The organism is Chryseobacterium daecheongense (assembly GCA_027920525.1).
Taxonomy (GTDB): Bacteria; Bacteroidota; Bacteroidia; order Flavobacteriales; family Weeksellaceae; genus Chryseobacterium; species Chryseobacterium proteolyticum.
The window spans coordinates 1815404-1835026 of record CP115858.1 but is presented as its reverse complement, the minus strand read 5'-3'; the positions used below and the strand labels follow the sequence as shown (position 1 = coordinate 1835026).

The 19623-nt window shown below is 33.9% G+C and carries 12 protein-coding genes; 10 read left to right on the top strand and 2 right to left on the bottom strand.

Annotated elements, in window-relative coordinates:
• The first annotated feature begins 120 nt into the window (after nucleotides 1–120).
• From PFY10_07975 to PFY10_07940, 8 genes are all read left to right on the top strand, one after another.
• A complete protein-coding gene (locus PFY10_07975; protein ID WBV58383.1) occupies nucleotides 121–1455 on the top strand; it encodes an amidohydrolase in 1335 nt (444 codons plus the stop codon).
• A 60-nt stretch (nucleotides 1456–1515) separates the two neighbouring features.
• Nucleotides 1516–2361, top strand: coding sequence for a helix-turn-helix transcriptional regulator (locus tag PFY10_07970; GenBank protein ID WBV58382.1), 846 nt, complete (start codon nucleotides 1516–1518; stop codon nucleotides 2359–2361).
• Nucleotides 2362–2442: 81 nt separating this feature from the next.
• Nucleotides 2443–3684 (top strand): amidohydrolase, encoded by a 1242-nt coding sequence (locus PFY10_07965; GenBank protein ID WBV58381.1) that lies wholly within the window; start codon nucleotides 2443–2445, stop codon nucleotides 3682–3684.
• A gap of 285 nt (nucleotides 3685–3969) precedes the next feature.
• Entirely contained in the window at nucleotides 3970–4494 is a 525-nt protein-coding gene (locus PFY10_07960; protein WBV58380.1) for a hypothetical protein, read from the top strand.
• Nucleotides 4495–4718: 224 nt separating this feature from the next.
• A complete protein-coding gene (locus tag PFY10_07955) occupies nucleotides 4719–6338 on the top strand; it encodes a T9SS type A sorting domain-containing protein (protein ID WBV58379.1) in 1620 nt (539 codons plus the stop codon).
• Nucleotides 6339–6341: 3 nt separating this feature from the next.
• The gene (locus PFY10_07950) at nucleotides 6342–9584 is read left to right on the top strand and encodes a hypothetical protein (protein WBV58378.1); all 3243 of its coding nucleotides are present in this window, start codon (nucleotides 6342–6344) and stop codon (nucleotides 9582–9584) included.
• A 3-nt stretch (nucleotides 9585–9587) separates the two neighbouring features.
• Nucleotides 9588–13217 carry a DUF6443 domain-containing protein gene (locus PFY10_07945; GenBank protein WBV58377.1) on the top strand — a complete coding sequence of 1210 codons (3630 nt, stop codon included), beginning with the start codon at nucleotides 9588–9590 and terminating at the stop codon, nucleotides 13215–13217.
• A gap of 11 nt (nucleotides 13218–13228) precedes the next feature.
• Nucleotides 13229–13648 (top strand): hypothetical protein, encoded by a 420-nt coding sequence (locus PFY10_07940; GenBank protein WBV58376.1) that lies wholly within the window; start codon nucleotides 13229–13231, stop codon nucleotides 13646–13648.
• A gap of 83 nt (nucleotides 13649–13731) precedes the next feature.
• On the opposite strand, the gene PFY10_07935 is transcribed toward PFY10_07940, so the two are convergent.
• Together PFY10_07935 and PFY10_07930 are read right to left on the bottom strand one after the other, a co-directional pair.
• Nucleotides 13732–14931: a hypothetical protein gene (locus tag PFY10_07935; protein ID WBV58375.1), complete on the bottom strand. Its 1200-nt coding sequence runs from the start codon at nucleotides 14929–14931 to the stop codon at nucleotides 13732–13734.
• A 35-nt stretch (nucleotides 14932–14966) separates the two neighbouring features.
• A complete protein-coding gene (locus PFY10_07930; GenBank protein WBV58374.1) occupies nucleotides 14967–17603 on the bottom strand; it encodes a TonB-dependent receptor in 2637 nt (878 codons plus the stop codon).
• 188 nt (nucleotides 17604–17791) lie between these two features.
• Between PFY10_07930 and PFY10_07925 the strand changes: the two genes are divergently transcribed.
• Together PFY10_07925 and PFY10_07920 are read left to right on the top strand one after the other, a co-directional pair.
• Nucleotides 17792–18469 (top strand): response regulator transcription factor, encoded by a 678-nt coding sequence (locus tag PFY10_07925; protein WBV58373.1) that lies wholly within the window; start codon nucleotides 17792–17794, stop codon nucleotides 18467–18469.
• A 45-nt stretch (nucleotides 18470–18514) separates the two neighbouring features.
• Entirely contained in the window at nucleotides 18515–19546 is a 1032-nt protein-coding gene (locus PFY10_07920) for an ATP-binding protein (protein ID WBV58372.1), read from the top strand.
• Nucleotides 19547–19623 lie beyond the last annotated feature (77 nt).

The window sequence follows — 19623 nt, the reverse complement described above, 5'->3', positions numbered from 1 at the left end:
TACCGGTATACATAAAATTTTCCGCAAAATGAGTTTCACAATAAATTGTACAGACATTGTTATAAACTATACCTGTCCTTCATCTCTGTTATATTTATTTTTGTAATAAATAGATTGGATATGAACACCTCAGGCAATATAACCCGTAAAGACTTCATTAAAAGCTCTGCCTTGGCAATGGCAGGTTTAACAACATTAACATCCGGAACAATGAATGCTGCAAGCCTGCTTTTTGAAAATGAAACTTTAAGTAATGGAAAACTGAGCTTTAAAAATGTTCGGTTGGAAACCGGTTTTCAATATCAAGAAGGGGAGGTGATTTCTACGCAGACCCATCTGTTTTGTGTTGATATAGAAAATGGAAAAATAAAAAGCATTACTCCAAACCAGCCTAATGCTAAAGCGATTGATGCAAAGGGATTTTTAATGCTGCCTGCATTTAAAGATATGCATATTCATTTAGACAAAACATATTATGGAGATCATTGGCAGGCTGTAAGGAAAAGAACAGGCGGAGTAAAGGGAATGATTGCCCTGGAGCAGAAGATACTTCCGGAAATGTTGAAGAATTCAGCTTTTAAAGCAGAAAAAATGATTGAGCTCTTACAATCTAAAGGAACTTCTTTTGCGCGAAGCCATGTCAATATTGAGCCTACATCCAAACTGGATTCCCTGAAAAACCTTCAAAGAGCATTGGAGAATAAAAAGAAAACATTTGGAGCGGAGTTGGTTGCTTTTCCTCAGCATGGTGTTTTTTATACGGATTCGGTGCCTTATCTTAAAGAAGTAGCTGCTATGGATATTGATTTTATAGGAGGGGTAGATCCTTATACGATTGACGGAGCTATTGAAAAAACAATTGATTTTACAGTTCAGCTTGCCTTGGATCACGACAAAGGAATTGATATTCATTTGCACGAGTCCGGAGAATCCGGCTTAAAAACAGTAGAGTATCTTATTAATAAAGTGAATGAAAACCCATCTCTCAAAGGAAGAACCTATTTGAGCCACTGCTTTGTTTTGGGGAAGCTTGAAAAACCAAAACAGGAAGCAATTGCAGAAAAGCTGGCTGCCGCTAAAATAGGAATTGTTTCTACCATTCCTTTCGGAGGCCTTGTTATGCCGATTCCATTATTGTATCAATATGGTGTAACAGTTCTGACTGGTAATGACAGTATTGTTGATCACTGGAATACTTTCGGCTCAGGAAGCGTATTGCAGAAAGCAAATCTGATGGCGCAATTGTATGGATATTCAACAGAATTTTTACTATCAAGGAGTTTAAAACTGGCAACAGGAAATGTACTTCCGCTGGATGATAAAGGAAATCAGCAATGGCCTAAAAAGGGGGATGATGCCAATATGGTGTTTGTAAATGCGAGCTGTTCTGCTGAGGCGGTTTCAAGAATTTCCCTTATCGAATCTCTCGTTCATCAGGGCACGATTGTTTTTTGATAAAGGTTATGATCTATTCTGGCAGAATTTACTTATTTTAGAGAGTAAATTAAAAGCGGAATGAGCCATCAGTCAGATTATTTTCCCGTCTTAGGTATTCATGAATTCAGTGAGGACCAGTCAAAAGGTTGTCATCTGCTGTTTAATGAGTTGCATGGTGAAAGATCAATCGATGAGCCTCATAAGCATGATTTTTTCATTATTAACCTTTTTGAAATAGGTAAAGGTTTTCATACGATTGATTTTGTGGAGTACAAAGTTGAAAATAGTCAGATTCACCTGGTTTTTCCCGGACAGGTCCATCAATGGGTAATAGAGAAAGAGACAATAGGATATCAGCTGATGATCAGCCGTGAGTGGTTTGAGAATTTTCTTCCGGTATTACGGTTTTCAGCATCTTATTATCAGAATCATCCCGTGATTGATGTCTCTGAGGAAATCTTTCAGCAGCTCTTGTACGAATTTAAGGCTATTAAAGATTCTTTAAATAATAAGCCTGTATTTTGGGAACTGATTCAAAAAAGAGGAGAAGTGATTGGCTTGCTGATCAGTAAATCAGTAGAAGGAGCTTTTAATGATTTTGAAATTTTTAATTCCAATCCCGTAATTTCTAAATTTTTGTCATTTATTGACCAATATTTTAAAGAAGAACGTTCAGTTTCTTTTTATGCGGAAAAATTAAATATCTCTGCCAACTATTTAAATATAATATGCAAAAAGAACCTGAACAGATCGGCTTCCTCGTTGATCCAGGATCGCATTTTGCTTGAGGCCAAGCGTCTGCTGAAAGTGTCTGCAATGTCTGTAAAAGATATTGTATATGATCTTGGGTTTTATGATCACGCCAGTTTTTCAAAATTTTTCAAGGCTCAAACCGGAATGACACCTTCACAATTTAGAGAGTAATAATCCGTACAAAGCATCATATAATTGGTACACCTGTTTTAGAAATGGTGGGCTTAACTTTGTTATCATAAAATGAGAAGTATGCAGCCAGACTATAAGGTTATTGCCTCCGGAAACTATCTGTTGAAAAACGTCCGCCTGGAAACCGGATTCGATTACGATGAGAAAGACGTTATCAGAACAAAAACGGATTTGTTTTGTGTTGAAATTGAAAAAGGAACAATAAAAAATATCCTACCTGATGATGCACATTCCGGTGGGATTGATGTAAATGGCAAACTGATGCTCCCTGCATTTAGTGACATGCATATCCATCTGGACAAAACTTTATATGGACTTCCATGGCAGGCAATATCGCCGAAAAGAAAAACAGTGAAAAACATGATTGCTTATGAACAGGAAATCATTCCTGAGCTTTTAAAGACATCGGTTGAAAGAGGAGGAGAGCTGATCTCTTTATTGCAGTCTTACGGAACCACTTTTGCGAGGACTCATTTTAATGTCGATCCTACTTCAGGATTACAATCCCTGGAAAACTTAGAAAAAGCATTAGAGCATAAAAAAGATTTTTTCAGCGCTGAACTGGTGGCTTTCCCTCAACATGGATTGTATTATACCGATTCGGCTCACCTGATGAAAGAAGCGGCTGCCTTAAAAAGTGTAAGCTTTATAGGTGGTTTAGACCCCTATTCAATTGATGGGAATATTGAAAAGGTCATTGATTTCACCGTTCAGCTGGCGCTGGATTATGAGAAAGGAATTGATATTCATTTGCATGAAATAGGTGAATCGGGGATGAAAACCATCAGTTATCTGATCGATAAGGTTATTGAAAATCCGATTCTTAAGGAAAAAACTTTCATCAGCCATGCTTTTACCCTGGGGCATTTATCTTCGAAGGAAACAAATGAAATCGCTGAAAGACTTGCGAATGCTAAGGTGGGAATAGCCTCTTCTATTCCTTTTAGAGGAACAATTATGCCTGTTCCAGCGCTCAAAAAATATGGAGTGAATATTCTGGTAGGAAATGATAATGTCCAGGATCACTGGAGCACTTTCGGATCCGGAAATATGCTTCAGAAGGCTAATTTGATTGCTGAGTTATATGGATATGAGACAGAATTTGAACTTTCAAGGACTTTAGGATTTGCGACGAGAAATGTTTTTCCTCTAAATGAAAAAGGAGAAATGCAGTGGCCAAAAGCAGGAGACCAGGCAAATGCTGTCTTTTTAAATGCGAGCTGTTCTGCAGAAGCTGTAGCAAGAGTCCCTAAAATAGAGGGATTACTGATCCAGGATCATTTACTCTGGAAAGAGTTTTAATATAATTTTTTAATACTTGTTTTTGTAACCGGGCACCATTGTAATTTACTTTGGTGTTTTTATTTTATGTTGAAAAAAATACAGTTAAGGTAATTTTAATATTAATTTTACATAAAAATATATGTTTATTATTTAATAATGAAATAAATTCGCATTGTCATTACCGTGTACTTTTGCAGTATACAATACACACCTTACACACAAATATTTTTACGAAAAACTATTTTTTTACTTTCCCAACATTATTACTAATAGGGGGAAAGCCCTTATAAATTACTGTATATTATGAATGAATTAGAAGTAGATTACAAACAAATTCTTTTCTTCTATGCTTTTCTGCGACAAGTGGATTTATCACTTGATAGAAGCAGGTGGACTTCCCTTAAAGAACTCCACGATTACTATCAGGAAAGAATATCCCCTGAACAAATGATTAGCTATCTGAAGATTAAGTTGAATGTTCCCGATGGGGATTTTAACGACTTTCCTGCCCAGGAAGAGACCAGGAACAATAAAGGTAAATTTAAGCTTTTCAACAAAAAAACGACTCTTTCAAAAGAAGAATTGATTCATTTTCATCAGCTGCTAAAATTATTTGATCAATGTCTTAAGTCGGGTGAAGAAAAATACAGCATAGAGACTGAAAGTTTAAGGGTAGACATTGCAAAATTTTACTCCTTACTTCTGGAACCTAAAATTACTAAAAGTGATTTGAAGAAGGTGATTTCCATAGAGCATTATGGACAAAACCGACTGCTCAAGACAAAGGAAATGAAAGAAGTAATTCCAAAAGATTTTTTTACGATCTGATCAACAACGAAACTAATTAACTATGACCAAACTTTACTAATTTAAACATGTTAGGATATATCTTGTGATTTCCTAGAAAACGGTATTATATAAAAGGGCATTGAAGATTTTCAATGCCCTTTTTATTATAGGTGTACTTCGGCAAATATTATATTAAGTTTTCTTAAGATTAAATTAATTTTTCATAATAAATGTTAAATTTACAAACATTTAAATTCCCTAGTATGAGAAAATTTTACATAAGTGTGCTTGCTATGTTTACGATATCAAACGGTTATGCTCAAGAGATAGTTTGGCAAAAAGATATTAAATCCTCTACACAAGATGTTTTAAGTCAGGTTACGATGACTATAGATCAGCAGTATTTGATTACGGGAAGTTCTATCCGGGTGCCTAAAATGCAACCAACAGGAAATAATCAAAATAACGGTTACGATTTTCATTTGGTAAAGCTTAATCAACAAGGAGAAGAAGTTTGGGAGAAATATTTTTCAGGTAATGATCATGATTTTCTATCAGCTACAGTTGCCACTCAGGAAGGAGGGTTCCTTCTTTCAGGCACTTCTAATTCAGAAAAGGGTTTAGATAAAAAAGAAGACTCTAAAGGTGGATCCGATATATGGGTAATTAGGCTCAATGAATTTGGAGATGAGTTATGGCAAAAGACTTTAGGTTCTTCTTCCGAGGAAGAAGCAAAAGCTGTCATTCAGACTACTGATTTAGGATATTTTATAGCAGGAAATATTGCGTTTAGAGAATCCTCCGAGGAAAAAAGAGTTTCAGGTTTTGGATCCAAGGATATTCTGATGATCAAACTAGATAAAAATGGGAAAGAAATTTCACAACTTATGTTAGGAGGAGATGGATTAGATGAAGTTGAGAAAATGATTCCAACGAAGGATGGTGGGGCTTTATTAGGGATCTATTCAAGAAGTTCAAAGTTTCGAACATCAGGCTCAGAAAGCCAAGGCTCAACTAATTTGCAATCGGCGTCTCGTTACTCTAAAACAACTGAGAACTTTGGTGAAGGGGACTATTGGATCATAAAACTAAGTAAAGACGGAAAAGTTGAATGGGAAAAGAATTTTGGAGGCCAAGGTGATGATCATATAAAAACCTTGGCATTAACCTCTAGTGGCTATATTATTGGAGGGGAATCAAGATCTGAAAGGTCAGGAAATAAAATTGTTGATATTGAGGAAGGAACAGATATTTGGTTAATCTCTTTAAATGAAAGAGGAGACGAACAATGGCAAAAGTCCTACAATTTAAAAAACAGGGATGTTTTGACGGGAATGAATGTTATTCATTCTGCAGATGATAAAACTGCTAAGGGAATTTTACTTGGAGGTTATACTCAAGCCGAAGGAAAAATAGAAGCTAATGATGAAACTTTTTGGATGGTTTATTTAAATCCGGATGGTCTGGAGCAGTGGAGAAAATATGTAAAAGGAGAATCTAGGAAAAATGAAGAGAGATTATCTGATTTAAAAATAAACAGAGATGGTTCAATCGTCTTAGCGGGAACGAGTGCCGAAGAGTTAGGAAAGGAAAACTGGAAAATCATAAAATTCGGAGATAGACAAATCGATCAGTTGATTGAGAAGAAAGATATTAAAATTTATCCAAATCCGGTATCCGATTATACTTATGTAGAAATTGGCTTTGATTTCAAAGATGCAGCTATTACCTTATATGATATGGGCGGAAGACAGCTTCAAAGTTTAAAAACCAGAAATAAGATAACTAAAATTAATACACAAAATTTGATTCAAGGGGTTTATTTGGTTAATGTAAAAACAGAGATGAATAAAACTACTAGTGCTAAAATTATTAAGAAGTAAATTATGAAAAAGCCTTTTTTAACCGGAATAATTATATCCTTTTTATTTGCAATATCCATATTAAAAGCTCAAACTCCGGTTCACATTTCTGAATATAATAATACAACACAGGGTATGCCAAATTTTGGTAATGATATGGTAGATGTTGATTTATACCGTGGTCAGCCAAATATTAATATTCCTTTGTTTACACTTAGTGAAAGAGGATTAAATTTAGAAATTGTATTGAATTACAAATCTGGTGGAGTAAAAGTGAACACACCCTCGCAATGGACAGGACAGGACTGGAATCTAAATTTAGGAAAAATTACCAGAATTGTAAGAGGGCTACAATTTGACGAGTTGGATTATTTAAATGCTGAGGGTTTAGAAGGGTCATTAGATGGTGAATGCTATCCTTTTCCCCCTTCATCATGGTACGGTGATTATAGGGGGCTACAAAAAGGTTTTTTTTTAACACGTGATAAACTTGCTGGGGACAATTGGAAAAGTACAGACAATTTAAAGGAACTTCTTTCCAAAACTACTCCAAATGCATTAGGGTTTAGAGCAGATTATGAACCTGATATATTTAATTTTAATTTTTTTGGACACTCTGGATTCTTCTTTATGGGGCAAGATGGAACTTGGAAAATCGCATCTAAAAGTAATTTAAAAATTATTTTTGATAAAAATGTAGATATGTTTTATGGGCTAAAGGATTTTTTGAATTTTAATTATCCTGCTACATGTAGAATAAAGACCATTGGACGATTTACAATTGTTGATGATAGAGGCTTTAAATATACATTTGGCGATAATAATGTGAGAAATATAGAAATGAATTTACGTAATTTTTATAAAGCTGATTCTGCAGAACCTGTGTATGCTAATTCTTGGAATATTGTAAGGGTTACAGATCCTAATGATGTGATATTATATGAATTCCAAAATGAAAATGGAAATAATTTACATCACTATTTAATTAATGAAAGCAGAAAATATATAAGAATTCCTTCAGAACCTTTTGTTGGTAATTACACGAATCCAGCACCTGTAGTTCATTCCAATTATAGCGGATCATTTTCTAAAAATTTCTATACAGCATCGGGGATACTTTACCTACCGTCTTATCCAGTGTCTGTTAGAACATTTTCTGGAAGTAAAATTGATTTTATTTCCTCTTTAAGAAGTGATGTTGAATATACTGATAATTCTGGGAATGCATATTCTGGCAATTCATTATATGAGGACCATTGGGCATACAATAATATTCTTCAGATAATTTCAGATAATTGGTCTATTTATTCAAATTCTATTCCTTTTCCAAAAAACAATGAAGGTGTTTACGGCTTTAGAAAAAGAAAATTAGATGGTATAAAACTTACATCTTCATCAGGAAAAGTTATTAATAATGTAGAACTTAAATACTCTAATGCTACACAAAGAATTTTTCTATATAGTATAAAAAATAATGAAAAAACATATATCTTCAATTATAATAATGCCAATTTACTTCCTCCACTGCTAAGTAATAAAACTGACATGTGGGGATATTATAACAATATTCCATATAAAATCCAATATGGTGACAATGAAACAGGAACATATTGGAGACCATTTGAAAATAATAAATTTTGGGAACTTCAAGTCAATATACCTTATTTATATTATGGAACTCTTACGGAGGTTTATTGGCCAACTGGTGGTAAAACAACTCTTCAGTGGGAATCCAATAGTTTCACAAAGAGGATTAATCCAAAAAACGGATCCCCTATAGCAACAAATCTACCAGGTGGTGGTGTAAGGATTCGAAGTATAATTTCTGCCGAAGAATCTAGAGAGTTTTTATATAATACTTCTTTTGACGACATGGATAATAATATTTCAAGTGGGACTTTGGTATATGAACCGGTATATTATGACAACTCAAATAAGGCATTAGAAATTGTAGGGATTTTAAACAATTCCGGTGTTACACCTTCTTATCCTCATAATACCTATACTGGTAATATAACGGGTATTAACTCAAAATCAATATTTGAACCTGCAGAAGTAGTATATTCATCTGTATTTGAAAAAAAAAATACAGGATTTACACAATATAGTTTTTATGACTATAATGATGTACCTGACCTTTATTATCCAGGCATATTACCAGATAACAATGCTTTAGGACTTATTAAAAATGATAAGAGTTTAGAGCGAGGTCTTTTGAAGAGAAAAGATTTTTATGATAATACACAAAAAATACTTAAAAGAGAAGATTATAGGTACAGAAAACAAAATATCTTCTTAGGAAGAGGTGTTTCTTATGATCTGTTTGCCACAAATGCATCAATTCCATACAGTCCACCTACAAATTACATAATCCCACCTCCATGTTTATTTTGCATTACAAACGCCTCACCCTACGAAATTGATTACTCAGATAATCTTATTAGTGAAATTTTCACTACAGAATTTTTTAAAGATGGGAGAAACTTGCAGTATTTTAAGAAGTTCTATTATCAAAGTCCCTTGGATCTCAGCTACAGTCTTATAGACAAAATAGAAGAATATCCTTTTACATATGATCTATCTAAGTTTAAGACAACAAAATTTCAATATGCTGTAGACTTTGGAACATCTGATCCTCCTTTTACGGATTTACAAGCTAAAAATATGGTTGGTATTCCTTTGTCTATAACCAAATATAACGAGGCTCAACAGCCTATTTCTAGAGTAGAAACCATTTATGGTAAGAACTCCTCAACTAGTAATTTATTACTTCCTATTTCTATACAAAATATAAAAACCGGGATGGCTGGTTATGGAGAGGATTCATTTGTAAATACTAGAGTAACTTATGATATGTACGATGGAGAAGGAAGAGTGTTGCAATATACCGATGAATCAGGTATTCCAACTTCTATCATTTGGGGATATAATAAATCCCAACCCATTGCTAAGATTAAAGGTTCCACTTATAATCAGGTTGCCGCCGGTACTAACATAAGTACTTTACAGAATGCTTCAAATGCAGATATTGATACTGCTTCAGAAAACACTTTGATCTCATTATTAGATGATTTAAGAAGAAATGTTGCATTTAAAGAACAATATATAACAACTTATACTTATGATCCTTTGGTTGGAGTTACTAGTATAACAGGGCCTGAGGGCCTGAGGGAATACTATAAATATAATGCTCAAAACAAACTGGAAAAGGTTGTAGATGCTGATGGCAAGTTAATAGAAGAGTACAAGTACCATTATAAAAACTAAATCATGAAGAAAATATTAATTATAATATTAGGATTAATTTTTAATTACTCTTTTTCTCAAAATCTTACGGATTCAGAGAATTATATATATAAGAAAACATATTTGTCAGATCCTACTGATATTGTACAGAAACAGTTGGAAAGTGTTCAGTACCTAGATGGATTGGGGAGGGTTAAACAGGTTATTTCAGTAAAGTCCAGCCCCTCTGGAAAAGATATGGTAATACCTGTTGTTTATGATCAGTTTGGACGTAAGACAAAAGATTATCTACCTGTTCCTGCTGCTACTACTAACTCCGGTCTTCAGGCTTCAGTTACAGAAGGTACAGTTAATTCCTATTATGGGGTTACAAACGCTTTTTCGGATAAAGAATTAGAACCTTCACCTTTAAGTAGAGTATTCCAGTCAGCTATGCCCGGTGAGGAATGGAAGATGAACGCTGGTCACACCGTAAAATATTCTTATGATTCTAATTCTACGATTGACAAGGTAAAAAAGTATCAGGTTACAACAACTTGGGATAATGCCAATCAGATTTATAACTCGGCACTCACACTGACACCAATTGCTTTTTATGATGAAAATACACTCTATAAGTTTAGTGTAAAAGATGAGGATAATAATGAGAAGATCGTTTTTAAAGATCTATATGGTCATATTATATTGGTTAGGAAAAATGATGGTACTAATAATATTGACACGTATTATGTCTATGACTCGAATGATCATTTAGCTTATGTTATTCCTCCTTTAGCCTCTGTTTCAGTTTCATTAACAGCAACAATTATAGACCAGTTATGTTATCAATACCGTTATGATAATAAAAAGAGGCTTGTTGAGAAAAAACTTCCAGGGAAGGGGTTGGAATACTTTATATATGATAAGCAAAGCAGACTTGTTTTAACCCAAGATGGCGTATTAAGAACAGTAAATAATAACTTTGGAAAAAGAGGCTGGCTATTTACCAAATATGACCAATTTGGAAGATCTGTTTACAATGGATTTTTTGCGAATACAGCAACGAGAATACAAGTACAAACAGCAGTTAATGCTATCCCACAATGGAATAACGAAAAAAGAAGCAGTACTTCTTTTACTTTAAACGGGATGGGTGTGTATTACACCAAAGCGGCATATCCGACAACAGGGGATATGACTATTTTGGGAGTAAATTATTACGATACGTATCCTCCACTTCCTACAGGAGTAAGTATTCCACTTTATATTATCACTCCTGGGCAGAGTGTATTAACTCAAGATGCTCAAGGTTCATCAAAAAGTACAAAAAGTCTTCCTACTGCTTTTTACGCCAAAAACATTGAAAATGATAACTGGACTAGGGATTTTATATGGTATGATACCAAGGGTAGAGTAATTGGGTCTCACTCCGTTAATCATTTAAGTGGTTATACCAAAAAGGAAATGGAGTTGGATTTTTCCGGAACACCAAAAAAAGTTAATACTTATCACATTAGACAAACGGGAGACACTGAAATTAAAATAAAAGAGCGTTTTGTTTATGATAATCAAAACAGGTTATTAAAACAATTCCATCAGGTAGATGACGATCAGGAAGAATTATTAGCAGAAAACAGCTATAATGAAATCGGTGAACTAATCAATAAAAAAGTAGGTAATAGTACATCTACATCTGCTTTGCAATCAATTGATTACACTTATAATATAAGAGGTTGGATGACCTCTATAAATAATCCTAATAATCCTACTAGTTTTGCAGGAAAATTGTTTGGATTAGAACTTAAATATAATAATCCTGGCAATCCAGCTATAACCACAGCTAAATATAATGGTAATATCTCGGAGCTTGACTGGAAGACTTCCAATGGAAATATATTGAAAAGATATTCTTATAAGTATGATAAATTAGAAAGGTTAAGAGATGCTACTTATAATGAGCCCTTTGTCGCTATTCCTCCAACAAATGGATATGGAGAATCTTTGACTTACGATGTTAATGGTAATATAAAGACATTGAAAAGGTTTCAGCCGAATGGCAATACCCCATTACTTATAGATGATTTGGTTTATAGTGTTTATAAAGGAAATCAGTTGATCAAGGTTACTGATAACAATAATAATCCTTCAGGTTATCCTACAGGAGGAAATACGATTGATTATGATCCGAATGGAAACATGCTGAATCATGTGGATAAAGGGATTTATGGTATTTCATATAATTATTTAGATTTGCCCAATAAGGTGAAATTTACACAAGATAGTAGTGGATTGTTTGAGACTGGGCTTTCCTTTGTTTATAGATCAGACGGGGTAAAGTTAAAGAAGTATTTTAACTATATTAATCCCAGAAGTGGCTCAATGATGGAGGAGACTACGGATTATCTTGATGGATTTCAGTATCTTGAAGAACGTGGATTTAGAAACTTACAATTTATTCCAACAAGTGAGGGGTATTATGATTTTAAAAACAAAAGATATGTATACAATTACACAGACCAGGTTGGTAATGTAAGATTGGCTTATTATCGAGGGAGTAATAATCAGGCAATAATAGATAAAGAAACCAATTATTATCCTTTTGGATTGGAATATATTGGATTTAATGGCACAAATACTCAAACTCCAAGTTATGCATATGGTTTTCAGGGACAAGAAAAACAAAAGGAAACAGGATGGAATTCATTTAAGTGGAGAAATGCTATTCCTGAGTTAGGCAGATTTTTTAATGCAGATCCTTTAAGTGAGGAGTATGCCTATCAATCTACCTATAGTTTTTCAGAAAACAGGGTTATTGATGCGAGAGAGATGGAGGGATTGGAATCTGATCCAATTCACAAAGATAGCAATACATACGGTGCTAGTTATAATGGATTAAGTTATGATGGTGGAGTTTCATCTTTAATGAAGGATAACAATGGGGGAACTATAGGGGCAAATATCCAAAGTATTGACTTAGGTACCTTTAAAACTAATAATTCCTTTACTTCAGGTGTTGGAAATGGTTTTGTAGATACTTTTAAAGGGATAGGAAATTTTTTAAGTGACCCAGTTAGTGGAGTAAGTAATGCAGTTGGTAATTATACATGGAAGGATTTTGGAAACAGTACTATTAATGGTCTTACAATGGGTGTTTATGGGCAGGTCAATGGATTGGTGGATTTTGGCAGTAACCTCTATAATGGTAATTATTATGAAGTAGGTCATCAGACTGGAGAAGCTGCGGCTGGTGCAGTTATAGCTCTAGCTACTGAAGGAGCAGGAAAAGGGATTGGCAAATTAGCAGGTTCTGGACCAGTTGCTGGAGTTCTTGAGGTTAGTAATAGAGTAAAATCTATTGCTCAATTTAAGAATTATTTTCCTAAAGGGGGTATTGAGTTTGTCTTTGATACTGAGGCAAATATCTTTGTCGTGGGTAAGCCAAAAGGACGTTTATATGGATCACCGCATGAAAGTTTGGCTGTTTCAATAGAGGCTGGAAGTGCTGGAAACAGTAAATATGTTGGAGGGATTTTCAATAGAAAAGGAAATACTATATTTACTAATGAATTTTCAGGACATTATGGAACAAATTGGACTAATCAAAATAGAACACAGTTTGTAAAATTTATGGAGGATAAAACAGGCTTAAAGGTAAATCACGTAAAGTGGGAATAATAATGTATATTATGATGAAAAAGATTATTTCTATACCAGAGCTACAATATGAATGCTATTTTTCAGAAAACAGCTGGAGGGTTGTTAGAGAAAATAAAACAAAGAATATTGATGTTAATTCATTTTATGGATATCCTTTTTATATAATTTTTGAGAATATAAAAATAGTAAGTGAGCAGTTGAGAACTGTGGCTTACAAATATGATAAATCTCTTTCAGATATTTTTCCTATAGAATTAATATTGAAGGATATGGTTAACAATAAGCAAAATTACTGGTTGGATTTAGCAATTGATTTTATTCTTGAAATGAATTATATAAATGAAAGGATAATAAGAATTTTAATTGAAACTAAAAATGATACAGATTTTACTCAAGAGCTTAGACATAAGATAAGAAGAGTTATACTTCTTAATAAATATGAATATTAGAATATAAATCAATTTAATAAAACGCCATCAGAAAATCATTTTCTGATGGCGTTTTCAATGTGATATGAGAAACTATTACTTGCTTACTGTAATCCAGCTAAAAGGTTAACACCATCTACCGTAGCCCAAGCTCCTGGTACCAATGTAACTTTTGTAACTGTTGTTGCGTTTGTGAAAGTTTTTCCACCGTTTGGATTGTATGCATATCCCCAAACTCCTGCATTGTCAGAGTTTAAATAGGTAAGAGGTTCTACTTTTACTTTATTATTGTTTACCTGACTATTTTCCGTAGCAGCATCCTGAATAAGAACAGCGTACGCTTTTTGGGCACCAACATTTTTATACCCACTGATATAAACATTACTAAAGATTCCCGTTCCCTGCTTTTTGAACTGTATTGCTGAAATTTCTGCTGAGTTTGGTACTTCAGGATTTGTATTTGCAGCTCTAATTAATGTGATATTAGAAATTTTTGGAGCTGTATTGTCTACGTTACCAGATGATTCGATTTCCATTCCAAAGTTACCAACTCCCGTCTGGAATGCATACCAATTAGTGTTGTTTTGTCCGCTCCAAGCATCTTGCCAGTCAAAAGAGTCATCGTAATTACCATAAGATACAATGTTTTTAGCACTTACTGTTCCTCCAAAAAATTCATATCCGTCATCAGTTCCTTTATAAGTAACAAGATTTTCCAAAGTAGTTCCAGCTCCTACAGCGTAGAAAGTCATAGAATTGGTTTCTGATGTACCATCACCAATTTTTTTACCTGCATATTCTACACGAACAAATTTCATTGTACCAGAGTTTGAATTAGCATCATTTCCACCATAGTACACAGCATTTCCATCTTCCGATTGTGCACTTGTTGTTCCGTTTATAGCTTTTATAGGAGCATTTCCGTATAGTGTAATTCCACCCCAATCTCCTGGTGTTTTTGTAGTGGTTGTAAATACGATTGGTTCGTTAGCTGTACCAACAGCATTGATTTTTCCATCTTGAAGAATAACTAAGCTACTATTGTCAGAAGTATCAACTGTGAAATTAGCACCTGCTTCAATTGTTAAAGTCGCTCCGCCAGTTACTTTTACAATACCTTTTAGGGTATAATTTCCTTTTTTAAAGGTAGTGTCTTTATTGATTGTACCTGTAAGTACAGTCGTGCCGGGGTTAGGACTAACTATTTCATCTCCTAATCCATCATTTACTTCTATAGTACATGAGTTTAAGGCTGTTGCTAATACAAGTGTTAGCGATAATAATGATAAAAATCTTCTTTTCATTTTATATATGATTTATTATTTATTAAAAGTTTGTTTTAAAATGTATACCCTACAGTAAGGTTGAAATTTACTCCTCTGAAGTAGTCTGTATATGTGTTGATTCCGTTAGCTTCAACATTGTAATAGCTCTTATCTCCAAGCAAAATTCTGTATCGGTTGTTGAGAATGTTTTGAACCCCTGCTTTTACATTCCAGTTTTTGGTAATCTGTTCCTGATATACAAAATCTAATTGATGAAATGGTTTTTCATAATAATTATCTGCTCCAGAAGTACCAACAGCATATATTTTCGATCCTGAAACATTATATACTAGAGAGAATGTTCTACTTAGATTATTTTTAGTTTTAATCTCATATTTTAAATCGGCATTGATGGTATATGGAGAAGCTCCCTGAAGTCCTCTCTTATGTAATCCCCCTTTGTAGTAATTTGGATTAGGCTGTTCAAGCTTTAACTGATTTTCACTTCTTTCAACATCAGTGTACATAAACGTTGCATTTGCTCCTAGAGTAAACTTATCAAGTGCGTCTGAGATTCTTCCCAAGCTCATAATTCCCTCAAGCTCGATTCCTGCGAGATCGGCCTTTTTTGCATTATAAAAAGTAACGGTTACACCATTTGCGTCTCCTGAAGAAACAAAAGACCTTTCAATGGCATTGTTTATTCTTTTTGCAAATAAGTTTACAGCAAACATTTCCTTATTACTAGGGAAATATTCCCATTTTAAATCAAAGTTATAGTTGGTGCTGTTTTCAATGTTTGGATTACCTCTAATGGTTTCATTGTCAGGGTTGATATAATCAATATCCATTGTTTCAATAAGAACAGGTCTTGTTACTGTTTTACTGAACGCAAACCTTAGATTATTTTTATTGTTAAGTGCTTTTTTGATAGAAACTGAAGGCAGAAATAAATCTCTTATTTTTTCCTTATTTTCTTTATTAGCTGCTCCCTGTTGCGAAAAACGAATCAAAGTCATGTCATTTTCATAACGAGCTCCTAATAAAAAGTCCCAAGTTTCCGAAGGTTTATAGTTAAAATTAATATATCCTGCATTTACAAACTGATACATACTGGTAAAAAACTTAGATACATCAGATTCCTCTTGAAAATAAAATAAGTTATTAGCTAAGTCTTGATTAAATTTATCTTGAGGTCTATCTTTATCAATTAAGAAAGTTTGCCCTGCCGTACCGTTTGGCTTTCCAAAGAGAAACCGGTAAGATGTTTTTCTAAGATCAGCGAAACCATTGTACCCAATTGATAATTGCATTGGATAATCTTTTTTATCTCCCTTCTCTCCTAAGAAAACAGAATATTCTCCATACGCTGAACCATAGAATCTTGAATTTACATCGAGATATTGACGGATGATATTGTTTCCTCCATAGGCTAAGAGAAGTTGATTATCAGGCAAATTTTTCCCATCAGTACCTAAACGGCTCCCTTCCAAAATTTTTCTGTCCGGTTGTTGGTAATTATTTATTACATAACTTCCTCCAGCTTTCAGTTGGTGTCTATCACCTAATTTTTGTGAAGCAGTTAATTGAAGGTTTAAGAATCTTGATAAATCCTGTTGATTCGTACGGAAAAAACCAGTTTCTTTATTTTGAACTTGATTGTTTTTGTATCCATAGTAATCTTCAACAATGTTATTTACATTTTGAAGATACATTGCATTTAAGTTAATTGCTGTTCCTTTATTTTTATATCCAAGACCTAGCAATGCTGAAGATTCTAGTTCATAGTTGTACTGTTTTCTTTGCAAGTCATTATTCAGGTTGATTACTCCTCCAAAATCTTTAAACTGATTTTTTGCTCCTTCCTTGTAAGAATATTCTGAACTTTGATTTAACGAGAATAGTATGCCTAAATTACCTGTTTCGCCGGCCTTCATTTTTTGTACGGTTGTAAAACCAATACTTGTATTTGGTAAAGCCTTTACATTATCTACATTCCAGCTGTCTTTGAATTGAGATAGTGATTCATTTGATGAAAATCTGTAGTTATTTGGTCGAGAGTTTCTAATTGCTGAAGGCAACTTTTTATCATTTGAATTGAGTCCTAAGTAGCCATTAAAATCATTCGCTCCTTCAGAAATTTTGAATCCATCTTTAAAAGTACTTAAAGTATTGATCCCAATTCCGAATTCAATTTTCGAAAAAGCTTTATCAATCGTTAAAGTTTCGATATCAAAAGTAGCTCCGGCGAAATCTCCGTAAAGATTAGAGTTGAATGTTTTGTAGATATTGAGTTTACCCACAACATCGGTAGGGAATTGCTTTAATGCAATGATTTTTTGAAAAGGGTTATTGGAAGGAGAGCCAAGACCGTTAATTAAAAGATAATTATATCTTTCCTCCAGACCTCTTACGAAAAGCCCTCGTCCTTCCACTGTAGTAATTCCGGTTACCTTTGTAAGGCCTTGTTCTACGTTAGAGATTCCCTTTCTGGAAATTTCCTCAGCACTTACAGCCTGCTTCTGGATAATTGCTTTTTTCTGTTCTCCTAATACAGCAGTTTCAGTTTTTTTATTGCTACTTCCCTGGATGACAACACCTTCGATTTTCTTCTCTTTCTTGATGGTGTCCTGCCTGGTGTCTTGAGCATAAAATGCAGTCGATGAGGCGGTTAAAAAGATAACCGCTATACTAACTTTTGTAAAATTCATTTTATTTTTTACTATATTCTTTCGCTGCAAAGGAATAAAAGTTTATTGGGGTATATGGTTTAGTTAAATTTAATTTTTCCTTAACTAAACATTAACAAAACAATATAATTGTTAACTTTATATGAACGATGGATGATTTGTTATTCTATGGTACAAAAATTATTAACTTTGACACGTAAAAATTGAAAATGAACCAAAAGAAAATACTCTTAATAGACGATGAACTCGATATTTTAGAGATTCTGTCTTACAATTTAGAAAAGGAAGGCTACGACATTTATACCGCTACCAATGGTAACGAAGGGATAGAAAAAGCCAAAGAAATTGTTCCGGATCTAATTTTACTAGACGTAATGATGCCTGAAAAAGATGGTATCGAAACTTGTCAGGAACTTCGAAAGGTAAAGGAACTTCAAAAATCATTGATTGTATTCCTTTCTGCAAGAAGTGAAGAGTTTTCTCAGTTAGCAGGTTTCCAGGCCGGAGCCAATGATTATATTGTAAAGCTGATCAAACCGAAAATCCTTATTTCTAAAGTAAATGCCCTATTACAGCTAACATCTCAGGTGTCAGACAATGCTAAGCTAATTGAAATTGGAGACTTGATTATTGATAAGGATAACTTCAGGGTTTCTAAAAGCGGACAGCAGTTTTTACTTCCTAAGAAAGAATTTGATCTGCTGTATCTTTTAGCCTCCAATACGGAAAAAGTTTTCAAGAGAGAAGAAATTCTTGAGAAAGTCTGGGGAAATGATGTGATTGTGGGAGAAAGAACCATTGATGTTCATATCAGAAGATTAAGAGAGAAATTAGGAATTAATACCATTCAGACTTTAAAAGGAATAGGGTATAAACTGATCGTTTAATCGAAATAGCCTACCTTTACCTTATAACCATAAAAATTTGTAAAATTGAAATTTTACAGGCTTACTCTTGTAGCATCATGTCTTATCACATTGGTGATGTTTCTATTGGTGATCATCTTTGATTCGCTGAAGGATATTTATTATAAAACACCGTTTTTTAAAATAGGGCTGATCATATGTCTCGTTGTTATATTTATTGTGAACTACCTCGTTCTTGAACTGCTGTTCAATTACTATGGTAAAAAACAGGTTCGTGGGCTTTCCCAGCTCCTGCCACAGGAAATTGTAAATACCAATGACGAGAATATTACTATTAAAGAATTAGGAGAGAGATTTTCAGATCTCAATCAGCAAAAAGTTTCTGAGATTGATATGATGAAGGAAATGGAAAGCTATCGTAAAGAGTACATAGGAAATGTTTCTCATGAGCTTAAGACTCCATTGTTTTCAATTCAGGGATATGTAGAAACGTTGAGGGATGGGGGAGTAGATAACCTGACCATTCGCGATAAATATCTTGAAAGAATAGATATATCCGTAGAAAGACTGATTGCTATTGTTACCGATCTGGATATGATCAACAGGCTTGAGGCCGGAGAAATCAATCTTACGGTTTCGAGATTTGATGTTAATCTGTTAATCAAAGAAGTTTTTGACCTGCTCGATCTTGAAGCAGAAAAGCACAATACTACATTACAAATTCAGACACTGCATCCCCAGATCTTTGTGGAAGCTGATAAGCAAAAAATCTCACAGGTTTTTATCAATTTGATCTCTAATGCTATTCACTATGCTAACAGGCAGGAAGCAAAGGTTGTAGTGAAAACCAGCGTCCTTAAGAATAAAGTTTTAATTGAAGTTATCGACAACGGTATGGGAATCAAGTCAGAAATTCTTCCGAGAATATTTGAGCGGTTTTATCGCGTAGAAACCAGCCGGAATCGTAGAGAAGGAGGCTCCGGATTAGGTTTGGCTATTGTAAAGCATATTCTGGAAGCTCATAAAGAAAATATTACAGTTGAAAGCGTGTACCTTGAAGGTACAAAATTCAGTTTTATGCTTGAAAAAAGTAAATAATCTGGGCAAAATGTAAGGAAAAAAAATATTTTAAAAAATCTTGAAATATTTTTTTGTGACATGTCATTTATTATATA